General features: G+C 46.2%; 8 protein-coding genes. 6 read left to right on the top strand and 2 right to left on the bottom strand.

Annotated features, from left to right (window positions below; all coding sequences use genetic code 11):
• Positions 1-59: 59 nt before the first annotated feature.
• Both AC1DCV_RS04135 and rpiA read left to right on the top strand, forming a co-directional pair.
• A complete protein-coding gene (locus tag AC1DCV_RS04135) occupies positions 60-2,510 on the top strand; it encodes a glycoside hydrolase family 95 protein (RefSeq protein WP_477021972.1) in 2,451 nt (816 codons plus the stop codon).
• Positions 2,511-2,574: 64 nt separating this feature from the next.
• Positions 2,575-3,276, top strand: coding sequence for a ribose-5-phosphate isomerase RpiA (gene rpiA / locus AC1DCV_RS04140; protein WP_477021973.1), 702 nt, complete (start codon positions 2,575-2,577; stop codon positions 3,274-3,276).
• Here rpiA and AC1DCV_RS04145 read toward each other — a convergent pair.
• Entirely contained in the window at positions 3,264-6,026 is a 2,763-nt protein-coding gene (locus AC1DCV_RS04145; RefSeq protein WP_477021974.1) for an alpha-L-rhamnosidase, read from the bottom strand. The two genes, rpiA and AC1DCV_RS04145, sit on opposite strands and share 13 nt — an antisense overlap.
• A 122-nt stretch (positions 6,027-6,148) precedes the next feature.
• On the opposite strand from AC1DCV_RS04145, the gene AC1DCV_RS04150 reads away from it, so the two are divergent.
• From AC1DCV_RS04150 to AC1DCV_RS04165, 4 genes are all read left to right on the top strand, one after another.
• Positions 6,149-6,691, top strand: coding sequence for a TetR/AcrR family transcriptional regulator (locus tag AC1DCV_RS04150; RefSeq protein WP_477021975.1), 543 nt, complete (start codon positions 6,149-6,151; stop codon positions 6,689-6,691).
• A 263-nt stretch (positions 6,692-6,954) separates the two neighbouring features.
• A complete protein-coding gene (locus tag AC1DCV_RS04155; RefSeq protein ID WP_441572067.1) occupies positions 6,955-7,395 on the top strand; it encodes a nuclear transport factor 2 family protein in 441 nt (146 codons plus the stop codon).
• 127 nt (positions 7,396-7,522) lie between these two features.
• Positions 7,523-8,425: an AraC family transcriptional regulator gene (locus tag AC1DCV_RS04160; RefSeq protein WP_477021976.1), complete on the top strand. Its 903-nt coding sequence runs from the start codon at positions 7,523-7,525 to the stop codon at positions 8,423-8,425.
• A gap of 85 nt (positions 8,426-8,510) precedes the next feature.
• The gene (locus tag AC1DCV_RS04165) at positions 8,511-9,344 is read left to right on the top strand and encodes an oxidoreductase (protein ID WP_477021977.1); all 834 of its coding nucleotides are present in this window, start codon (positions 8,511-8,513) and stop codon (positions 9,342-9,344) included.
• Positions 9,345-9,394: 50 nt separating this feature from the next.
• On the opposite strand, the gene AC1DCV_RS04170 is transcribed toward AC1DCV_RS04165, so the two are convergent.
• The gene (locus tag AC1DCV_RS04170; protein ID WP_477021978.1) at positions 9,395-11,512 is read right to left on the bottom strand and encodes a DNA topoisomerase 3; all 2,118 of its coding nucleotides are present in this window, start codon (positions 11,510-11,512) and stop codon (positions 9,395-9,397) included.
• Between the last annotated feature and the right edge of the window lie 62 nt (positions 11,513-11,574).

Genomic DNA, 11,574 nt, shown 5'->3' on the forward strand with positions numbered 1-11,574 from the left:
AATTCGCAATTCGCCTTTCCCGCTCCCGCTGCAACATTATTTTATATATCTTGATGCATATGAACTGCAAGCTATATTCCACACTACAAACTGCACTTTTATTGGGCGCATTGACGTTGTCTGCACAATCTGATGTAACCATACGTTTCAACGAACCTGCCAGTCATTTTACGGCATCTGCTCCCTTGGGCAATGGACGTTTAGGGGCTATGGTATTTGGAAATACCAACAGGGAACGTATTGTATTAAATGAAATATCTATGTGGACTGGCGGCATCCAGGACGCAGATAGTAAGGAAGCGGCGGCCTACCTGCCACAAATCCAGCAACTGTTATTACAGGGTAAAAATATTGAGGCACAGAAAATGTTGCAGCAATACTTTATCTGCCAGGGCCCGGGCTCCGGCAGTGGTAATGGCGCGAATGTAAAATTTGGTTGCTATCAAACGCTGGGCGATCTTTTTATTCAATGGAAAGACACGGTGTCGGCTGTACGTAATTATCAGCGTCAGCTGAAACTGGATAGTGCCATCAGTACCCTGAGCTGGGAGCGGAATGGCGTAGCGTATAAAGAAGAAGTACTGGTATCTGCCCCGCAGCAGGTAACGGTGGTACGTTTGCTGGCTAACAAACCTGGCAGCCTGTCGTTTACCACAGGATTATACCGTAAAGAACGAGCCAATATCAACCTCGTGAATGGTGCATTAACCATGAGCGGCACCTTAAATGGAGGCAATGGAGATGCGGGCGTAAAATATGCCGCTGTACTGAAAGTGATTTCCAAAGGCGGTACCAGGGCAGAAAACAAAGATCAACTAACGATTAATGGCGCAGATGAATGTATTTTGCTGATCGCTGCCCGCACCAATATGAACTGGCCCAATGTGGAAACACCGGGACCGGATCCGCTGCCGAAAACAGTGGCCGATATTACAAAAGCAGCTACTGTATCCTGGCAGGCACTGGTACAGTCGCATGTAAAAGACTATATTTCTTTTTTTAACCGCTGTCAGCTTTCCTTTACGGATAACAGCAACGATGCGGTAAAAGGCTTGTCTACCATTGATCGCCTGCAACGTTTGCAGCAGGGCGAAAAAGATGCTTCGCTGGTATCGCTGTACTTTAATTTTGGTCGTTACCTGCTCATCAGCTCTTCCCGTAACGGTGGTATGCCAGCTAATCTGCAGGGACTGTGGGCAGAAGAATACCAGACACCCTGGAATGGAGATTATCATCTCGACATTAACGTGGAAATGAATTACTGGCCGGCAGAAGTCACCAATCTGTCCGACTGTCACCAGCCGTTATTTACCCTGGCTTCGCAAATGGCCAAATATGGTGAGCGTACCGCCCGCACCTATTATAGAGCTAATGGATGGATGGCACACGTTATCAACAATCCCTGGGGATTCACTTCTCCTGGTGAAGGAGCCAGCTGGGGATCAGCATTAACCGGTGGTGCCTGGGTAGCTTCCCATCTCTGGAAACATTACCAGTATACCAACGATAGAAAGTTTTTGCAGGAAATATACCCGATATTGAAAGGGGCTGCCACCTTCTTTAAAGAGATCCTGATTACGGAACCTTCTCACCAGTGGCTGGTAACGGCGCCTTCCAACTCACCGGAGAATTCTTATATACTGCCCAACGGACAGGAAGGACAAACCTGTATGGGCCCTACTATGGACATGCAGATTTGCAGAGACTTGCTGGGGTCTAACCTGGAAGCAGCCCGTATCCTACAGACGGATAAAGCCTGGGCCGATAGTCTGAAAACAGTATTGGCCAGGCTGGCGCCTAATCAGATCAGTCCTACTACTGGTGGCGTACAGGAGTGGCTGGAAGATTACAAAGAAGCAGACCCGCATCACCGTCACGTATCCCCCTTATACGGCTTGTATCCTTACGATGAAATTACACCGTGGGATACCCCTGAAATGGCTGCTGCTGCGAAGAAAACGTTACTCAGAAGAGGGGATGGTGCTACCGGATGGTCACGTGCCTGGAAAGTGGCCTTCTGGGCCCGTTTGGGTGATGGTAACCATGCCTATAAAATGCTGAAAGAATTATGGGTGCCTGCTGCCGCCGGTAGCGATATCAGTATGAGTTCCGGCGCGGGTACGTACGCGAACCTGTTCTGCGCACATCCACCTTTCCAGATAGATGGTAACCTGGGTGCTACTGCAGGCATTGCAGAGATGCTGTTACAAAGCCATGGCAAAGAAAATGTTATCCGCTTATTACCTGCCCTGCCGGATGGAGAACAGTTTGCCGCCGGTCGCATTAAAGGACTGCGTGCGGTAAATGATTTCGTGATAGATTTTAGCTGGAAAAACAAAATAGTGCAGGAGGTAAGTATCCATTCCGGTAGCGGCGTAGCCTGCAAATTGTTGTTGCCAGAAACTGCTGTGGTAAAGGATCGTAATGGAGTGGCTGTGCCACATCAGTATAAAAACGGGGTGTTAAGCTTTAATACAACCAAGGGCATGAGCTATCGGATAAGGGTATAATCCTAAGAAAGACAAAAAATCGCATAATTAAAAAAAACAGATCTTTGCCATTCAATATCCTGACATGGAAGATCTGAAACAAGTGGCTGCAAAGGCAGCAATGGACTTTATAAAACCTGGTCAAATTATAGGTTTAGGTGCCGGCTCTACAATTGCGCACCTGGTTAATTTTTTGAAAGAAGAGGTAACATTAGCTAAAAGTATTACTACGGTTACCTCTTCTTTTAATACCCGGCAACTCCTGCTGGAGAATGGTTTTCATACCAAAGATATCAGTGAGGTATCCCAACTGGATATTTATTTTGATGGCTGCGATCAGTTTGATCATCAGCTGAATGCCCTGAAAAGCGGAGGTGGTATACATACCCGTGAGAAGCTGCTGGCGGCTATGGCAGATAAATTTATCCTGATTGGTGATGGCGCAAAATATGTAGGACAGTTATATACTACTTTTCCAGTGGTGATAGAAGTGATACCGGAAGCCATACCATTTGTACTGCAGCAACTGAAGAAAATATTTTCACTGGCCAATCCGGTGATCCGGATGAGTAACAAAAAAGATGGAGCCGTGATTACAGAAAATGGCAACCTGCTCATTGATATCTGGTTCCGTTCTTTCCCGCCATTAGACAGTCTTAATCATCGTTTAAAGGAAATTCCCGGTATCCTGGAAACTTCGCTTTTCTATAATATGGMGCATGCTGCCATCATAGCGGGAAAGAAAGGAATAGAGATTATCAGAAAGGATCCTGCTTATTTAATCTGAAACGTTTTTGTTCCAGCGGTAATATGATAGCGTAATCCTTTGTCGGTGTTTTGTGTAATCACCGGTCGATCATTTTCATATATTTTTTGTTTGGGAGAGATGTGAAAGTAAATGTCTGCACTGGCATTTGCAGGCACTGTTACATGGTAGCTGATCGCGTCGCCTTTTCTTTCCCAGGCAGAATTAACCGTGCCATAGGGACTTTCGTGGCTGGCTTCAAAATGATCGAGGCCATTTACAAAATTGGGTGACAGCAATATGTTTTTAAATCCGGGTGCAGCTTCATCCGGTTTAATGCCGGCAATGCCTTTATACATCCAGGCGCCTATTTCGCCGAACATAATATGGTTGCGTGACAGATCGGAGGCGGCGTTGATATCCCAGTTTTCAAACAGCGTGGTAGCGCCATTCATGATCCACCAGCCCCATGAAGGGAAACTGCGTTGAGCCGCTAATTTGTATGCTACATCTGCATATCCGTTTTCACTTAAGGCATTAAGAATACTTTTAGTTCCCAGCAAACCTACGTCCAGGTGGAAGTTATCTGCTGCAACTCTTTCTGCGAGTTTGGCGGCTACTTTACTTTTCATATTATCAGGAACCAAGCCCCAGTACAAAGCAACACTCTGTTCTGTTTGTACACCTTCTCCATAAATACCGGTAGTGGTATTCAGGTATTTGGCATTAAAAGCATTTTTGATCTTCGCTGCCAGTGCACTGTATTTCGTATAGTCAGCAGCGTTACCAAATAGTTTCGCGGCTTTTGCCAGGATTAATGCATCTGCATAGTAATAAGCAGAGGAGGTGAATTCTACCGGCGACTTTGATTTCACTGGTACCCAGTCGCCCAGGCCCCAGGTAGTTAGGCCGGATGGGCTGATTTCCGTGATATGATCTACATAGCGGCGTATGTGATCGTAGGAAACGGATAACAGGGTAGTGTCGCCGTAAAACAAATAGATGTTCCATGGAATAATGGCAATGGTGCTGGTCCAGTCGGGACCATTACCCCATTCATAACCCCAGCCACCGGTGGGAATAATAGAAGGTAACACGCCATTGGGTTGTTGCTCATCGCGATGATCTGCCAGCCATTTTTCATAGATGGTGATACCGTCAAAATTATACAGACCTGTTTCTATGGCAATCTGTGCATCGCCGGTCCAGCCATTTTTTTCACGTTGGGGGCAATCGGTCGGATAGCCGAACAGGTTGGAGAGATAGGCATTGTTGGTGGCCCACCATAATTTGTTGATCATGGTGTCGGAGCTATTTATTTTCCCGGCAGGGGGTACGTTGCTGTGCATGAAATAGCCGGTAAGACTTTCCTTCGTCAGCTTCACCGGTTTGTTACTGCTTACTTCCACATATTGAAAGCCTTTGTAGTTAAAGCGGGGCATAAAGGATTCCTCGCCTTTGCCGCTCAGGGTAAAGATGTCTGTTTGAAAAGGATCAGTATCATCAGTAGGGCGGTAATGCACTATGATGTTGGAAAGATCGACGAACCCTTTTTTATCCAGCTGTTCGCCGTGCTTGAGTTTAATGACAGTGCCTTCTGCGCCGCTCACCCGAATTTTGCTGACGCCGGCAATGTTTCTGCCGAGGTCAAACACCCAGGTACTGTCGTTGAGCTGGGTCATATTCGCCGCCGGAATTTCTTCCACATTTTCTATGGGATATAATTGTTGGGAAACAATATTTTTAGAAGGAGCAGAACGGAAAATAACGTGCTGCCATTTTTGGTCATCGAAGTTGGGGGTATTCCATCCTGCTTGTTCGCGGCGGGCGTCGTAATGTTCTGCTGTGTAGATGCTGTTGAAAACGATAGGGCCTGGTGCTGTTTTCCAGTCTTTCCCCGTGGTGATGGTTTCCACGCTGCCATCGGTGTAGGTAATGCGGAGGTCCATGCAAAAAGCGGGTCTGCCGCGCCAGGGGGCGTTGTGGAAGTTCCATACGGCGGTGGACTGATGATTATACCAGCCGTTGCCCAGCATTACGCCAATGGCGTTTTTGCCTTGTTGCAGGAGTGGGGTTACATCGTAGGTAACATATAGCGTGCGGCGGTCGAATCGTGTGTACATGGGATCCAGGCGATGGTTACCGGCTTTTTGTCCGTTGATATATAGCTCATATAATCCGGCTACCGCAATATAGGCCCGTGCTGACTGAATCGATTTAGCTGCTGTGAAATTTTTTCGGAAGTTGGCGGCGGCTTTCAATTTTACATTGTCGTCATCACTGATCCAGGCGCCTTTCCAGTTGCTGTTGTTCACCATGCCTGTTTCGAACCAGGAACGGGTAGCGGGTAGCTTGTGGCCGTCCTTATCCCATACTTCCACGCTCCAGTAGTATCTTGTAAAGGGCTGTAAAGTTTTACCGGTGTAGGCTACCAGCATGTCGGCAGTATTCACCTTGCCGGAGGTCCATACAGGTGCTGATTCCAGTTTAAGCGAGTCCGTTGCTACGCGGATCAGGTAAGCTGTCTGGCGTGCGCCGCTGCGGCTGTCTGCCAGTAACCACGACAGGCGCGGATGAACGGCGTCTATTCCCAGCGGGGTAGGGAGGTGTTCGCATTTTAAGACTGCAGGAGTGGCTGCAGCGTTGTTGTCCGGGGGAGTTTCCCGACCTGTCAGCGTACAGGCATCCAGGAATGTGTATCTGGCGGCCGTGAGTGCATGGCCACGTGCCTTTAAACCAACAAAAAAGATTAAAATAAAAGGAAGAACCAGGTTCCTGAATGTTGAATGCATGCTCGGCTTATGTTTAATTAATATTAATCTGCGACAAGATAATACAAGTCGCCCTTTTTTTACCTGTTTTATGTAAATGAAAATAAAGATAGATCGATCTGTCTTTTATGTACCTTTGTGAGATGAAAAAGAAGATAAGCGATCCGAAACAGCGTTTATTGGAAACTGCCACTAACCTGTTCTATAACCAGGGGTATCACGCCACTGGTATTAACCAGGTAATAGAAGAAGCAGGTGTGGCCAGGGCTAGTTTGTATATGCACTATGAATCCAAGGAATCCCTGCTGCTGGCATTTTTAAATCAGCGTCATGTGGATTGGATGGCGGGCTTAAAAGCTTTCACCGATAAGGCCACCAAGTCTAAGGAAAAGATTCAGTCGGCCTTTGATTTCCTCGCTGATAATAATGAGAGAGAGCATTTCAGGGGATGTGCTTTCCTGAATATCCTGTCGGAAACAACGGACAAAGATACAGCGGTGCTGACCGTGATCCAGGATCATAAAAAAGACCTGCGTGCTTTTCTGGGGGATATTCTTACCAAAGAAAAACAGGTCGTGAAGGATCATGTTTACCTGTTGTTCGAATCTGCGATAGTGGAAAGTCAGCTTTACCGTAGCCAGTGGCCGGTGCAGGAGGCGAAGAAGGTGGTGAGCGGTTTGTTGTAAGCAACGGGAAAGATTTGCTTCTTCCAAAAAGAAAAATAAAAAGATAGATCGATCTGTCTATTTTTAAAATATTCGCTTTATCTTTGTGAAGGAAATGAGCAAGAACGGATGACGCAAGGGACTTATTGATCGCCAGGATATAGGCGTATCAGCAGACATACAGATACATGCACAAAACCAAAAGATGCTATGGTGTCTTTTTTTAATCATCTTAAATAGACAGATCGATCTATCTAAATATTCACTACTTAAATTAAACTATCATGGAACAGAAATTCCCCCTTCCCCCATTTACACGCGAAACAGCCCTTCAGAAAGTACAGCTGGCAGAAGATGCCTGGAACAGCAGGGATCCGCAAAAAGTTTCATTAGTATATACACAGGATACGGTGTGGCGCAACCGCGATCAGTTTCTCAACGGCAGGGAAGAAGTGGTAGCTTTTCTCACTAAAAAATGGGAAAAAGAACTGGACTATAAACTGAAAAAAGAACTCTGGAGTTTCACAGATAATCACATTGCAGTATGCTTTGAGTATGAATGGCATGACCATGCAGGTAATTGGTTCCGGTCTTACGGCAACGAGCTCTGGGAATTTAATGAAAATGGTTTGATGCAGCGGAGATTAGCCGCCATCAACGATGTAGCGATCAAAAGCACCGAACGGAAATTCCGGGAACCGGAAGATATGGTGCTGGCCTGTTAAGTAAATGGAATATTGCCACGGGCCAGGCAGGAGCTGATATCCTGTCTGGCCTCTTTATAAACCATCATCTGTATCTCTATCATCCAGGGCAAGACAAAATCCGCATTGAATTTTGTAACTTTGATAAATGAGTAAGACAGAAACGTTACAGGAGTTTTATCAACACAAATTCAGTGCAGTGCCTGAAACGCTGCAGCAGGATATCGGTCATTTTAATGTGTTCCGTATGGAAGACTGTATTATTGACGGGCGTGTTATGGTGAAATACAGTCGCCGCGACTTCTATAAGGTAAGTCTGGTGAGAGGACATAACCTTTTCCATTATGCCGATAAAACGGTAGAAGTAAAGGGTAGTACACTAATATTCTTTAACCCACAGGTGCCTTATGCCTGGGAATCCTTGTCAGGAGAAAGCCAGGGCTATTTCTGTATATTCAAGGAGTCGTTTTTTACAGGTGCTGGCAGAAGTAATATTCATGACCTGCCTATGATGGTGCCGGGCGGAATTCCATCTTACCAACTTAATAAAACACAGGACAAAGAAGTAGCACAGTTATTTAAAAAGATGTTGTCCGAAATCAGCTCTGACTATGTGTATAAGTATGATCTGTTACGGAGCTACCTGACGGAAATTATCCACTATGCGCTTAAAATGCAGCCGTCTGAAATGCTGTACCAGCATGCAGATGCCAGGTCCCGTATCACCTCGGTATTTACCGATTTGCTGGAACGACAGTTCCCGATTGAATCGCCTGCACAGCGTTTTGCGTTGAGGTCGGCCAACGACTTTGCGAGGCAGTTATCCGTGCATGTAAATCACCTGAACCGTGCCATCCGGGAAACCACTGGTAAAACCACCACAGCACATATCGCAGAGCGGCTAACCAGCGAAGCCAAGGCCCTGCTGAAACATACCAACTGGAATATTTCAGAAATCAGTTACGCCCTTGGTTTTGAAGAACCTGCCCATTTCAATAACTTTTTCAAGAAACAAACCAACATTACTCCCGGTGCATTCCGAATTGTTTGAATTTTGCAATGAATGGTTTGATTAGCGTAACAACCGGGAAGTGTTCCTGATCTACTTTTGTGTTAACAAAAAAAGCACAAAGATCATGGACAACAACAAAATATGGTTTGTAACCGGCGCTTCCAAAGGATTAGGCCGTTCGCTCGTTCTTCAATTATTAGATCAGGGATATAAGGTAGCTGCTACTTCCCGTAGCATCGATGACCTGCGCAAGCTTTCTACTGCTGCCGATTTTCTCCCGCTGGCAGTAGACCTGAAAAGTGAAACCAGCGTAAAAGAAGCCGTAGCAGCTACTATCCGCCAGTTTGGCCGTATAGATGTATTGGTTAACAATGCCGGCTACGGACAGGTAGGTGCCCTGGAAGAACTGTCTGATGCTGAAGTACGCGCCAACTTTGACGTGAATGTATTCGGACTCTTAAATGTAACCCGTGCGATATTACCGCATATGAGGGCGCAACAATCCGGACATATCTTCAACATCTCCTCTATTGCAGGTTTCACCGGCGCTTTCCCTGGATTCGGCGTGTATTGCGCTACCAAATTTGCTGTAGATGGATTATCTGAATCATTGTCTGCCGAAACAAAGCCATTCGGTATCAAAGTAACCATCGTATCACCGGGTTATTTCAGGACTGATTTTCTCGCTTCCGGCTCACTGGGTGTGCCTGCACAGCCAATAGCTGCTTACCAGGCGGTACGCGATGTACAAAACGCGCATCAGCATGAGATCAATGGTAATCAGGCCGGCGATCCTGAGAAAGCAGTAGCTGCTATTATTAACGTAGCCGCTGCTGAAAATGCACCATTGCATTTATTCCTGGGTGAAGATGCTTATGGTATGGCTTATCAGAAAATGGATGCCATAAAAGAAGATCTGGAAACGTGGAAAGAAGTGACCGTGAATACGGCGATTTAAACAGGATAGGTTTTTGATAAAAAAAGCAGCGGAAAACTCCGCTGCTTTTTTTATTCTATACTGACATTAAAATCTGTTCCAAGTACCAGCTTCCCTTCTTTCTCCTCGCTGCTGCCGGGCATTTTCAGTCCCTTGATCTTAGCTGTTTTCCCTTTGCTAACCAGATCGGCTACCTGTTTGTCGTTGAGTTTTTTGCCCAGCATTTCAAAAGGAAGTTTGAATCCACATTCCTTGAAATTAGCGCAGCCGTAGGCCGTATTGCCTTTTTTGAGTAAATGTGTTTTGCATTTTGGGCAAGACATTTCTTCGATGACTACCACTTTTTTAGGCTTGGGTTCTTTTTTTACCTTTTCCTTTTCCGGTGGCGCCGGTGGCGGATCGGGCGCAATAGTGATGAACTTATAACTGGATGTTTTTACTTCTTTGGTCAGGTCTACCACCATCTGGATCAATTCATCCTTGAAGGTTTCCATAGCATACTCGCCTTTTTCTATGAGGCGGAGTTTGCGTTCCCACTGACCGGTGAGTTCGGGACTTTTCAGCAGTTCCGTTTGTATGGTATCAATGAGGTCTATGCCTGTTTGGGTGGCATAGATGTTCTTCTTTTTCTTTTCTATATATTTTCTGCGGAACAGGGTTTCAATAATATTGGCGCGGGTAGAAGGCCGGCCAATACCATTATCTTTCAGCATTTCGCGCAAATCTTCATCATCTACCTGTTTGCCGGCTGTTTCCATTGCTCTCAGCAAAGTAGCTTCTGTAAAGGCTTTGGGAGGAGTGGTTTTTCCCTGGTGTATCCTGGGGGTATGCGGACCACTTTCTCCTACTTCGAAGTGAGGCAATATTTTTTCTTCTTCTTCGCCTTCTTTTTTCTCTTTTACATCGTTGGCATATACTTCTTTCCAGCCGGGTTCCAGGATTTGTTTACCAGTTACTTTAAAAGGTACCTGCCCTACTTTTCCGAGTACGGTGGTGTTGGAGATTTTACATTCCGGGTAAAAAGCGGCAATAAAGCGGCGGGCTACCAGGTCGTAGATACGTTTTTCCTCCAGTGGCAAACCACCGGGGTGCATACCGGTAGGGATGATGGCATGGTGATCCGTTACCTTTTTATCATCGAAAACGGTTTTCAGCTTAGGGATAGGATTCGCCAGCAGCGGTGCGGTAAGCGCACTGTAGGGCGTCATATCTGTTAGTATCCCGGCAATTTTCGGATGCAGGTCTTCCGAGAGGTAAGTGGTGTCTACTCTGGGGTAGGTAGTCAGTTTTTTCTCGTAGAGGTTCTGGATATATTTTAGTGTATCGTCTGCAGAGAAACCGAATTTTTTATTGGCTTCTACCTGTAGGGCAGTGAGGTCAAACAGGCGGGGATTGCCTTCCTTACCATCTTTTTTTTCGAAAGAAGTGACCTCAAATGGATGCTCCTGCAGATAGGCCAGCCCTTTGGCGGCTTTATCCGGACTTTTGAGCCGGTCAATGGCGGCGGTGAACTCTGTCTCCCTGTAGATGGTTTTGAGCTCCCAGTAATCCTCCGACACAAACGCATTGATTTCCTTTTGCCGCTGTACCAGCATGGCCAGCGTGGGTGTTTGTACGCGACCGATGGACAATACCACTTTTCCCTGAGCAAACTTTTTGGTGAATAGCCGGGTGGCATTCATACCCAGTAGCCAGTCGCCGATAGCACGGGCACTGCCGGCAGCATAAAGGTTATTGTATTGTTCTGATTCCTTCAGGTGCAGGAAGCCGTCGCGGATAGCCTCTACGGTGAGGGAGGAAATCCAGAGTCTTTTAATGGGGGCTACACATTTTGCTTTCAGCAGTACCCAGCGTTGTATCAGTTCTCCTTCCTGGCCGGCATCCCCGCAGTTGATGACTTCTTCACATTGCTGTACCAGGGTTTCTATAATCTTAAACTGCTTTTGTACGCCTGAATTTTCAATTAGCTTAATACCGAAGCTGGGAGGTATCATGGGCAGATCTTCCAGTCGCCAGAACTTCCATTGCTCGTAATAATCATGTGGTTCCTTCAGAGTGCAGAAATGTCCGAAAGTCCAGGTTACCTGGTAGCCATTGCCCTCATAGTAGCCATCTTTGCGTTGTTTAGCTCCGATCACTTCTGCAATATCCCTTGCCACGCTTGGTTTTTCAGCAATGCAAACTTTCATAATCGATTAAAATTGGGTAACAAATGTCGGATAAATAGTTCAAATGAATAGGGTACATCGTT

Source organism: Chitinophaga sp. 10T418 (assembly GCF_056394125.1).

Coding starts and splice junctions, on each gene's coding strand:
- AC1DCV_RS04135 (WP_477021972.1), top strand. CDS start 60: ATGAACTGCAAGCTATATTCCACACTACAAACTGCACTTTTATTGGGC.
- AC1DCV_RS04145 (WP_477021974.1), bottom strand. CDS start 6,026: ATGCATTCAACATTCAGGAACCTGGTTCTTCCTTTTATTTTAATCTTT.
- AC1DCV_RS04150 (WP_477021975.1), top strand. CDS start 6,149: ATGAAAAAGAAGATAAGCGATCCGAAACAGCGTTTATTGGAAACTGCC.
- AC1DCV_RS04155 (WP_441572067.1), top strand. CDS start 6,955: ATGGAACAGAAATTCCCCCTTCCCCCATTTACACGCGAAACAGCCCTT.
- AC1DCV_RS04160 (WP_477021976.1), top strand. CDS start 7,523: ATGAGTAAGACAGAAACGTTACAGGAGTTTTATCAACACAAATTCAGT.
- AC1DCV_RS04165 (WP_477021977.1), top strand. CDS start 8,511: ATGGACAACAACAAAATATGGTTTGTAACCGGCGCTTCCAAAGGATTA.
- AC1DCV_RS04170 (WP_477021978.1), bottom strand. CDS start 11,512: ATGAAAGTTTGCATTGCTGAAAAACCAAGCGTGGCAAGGGATATTGCA.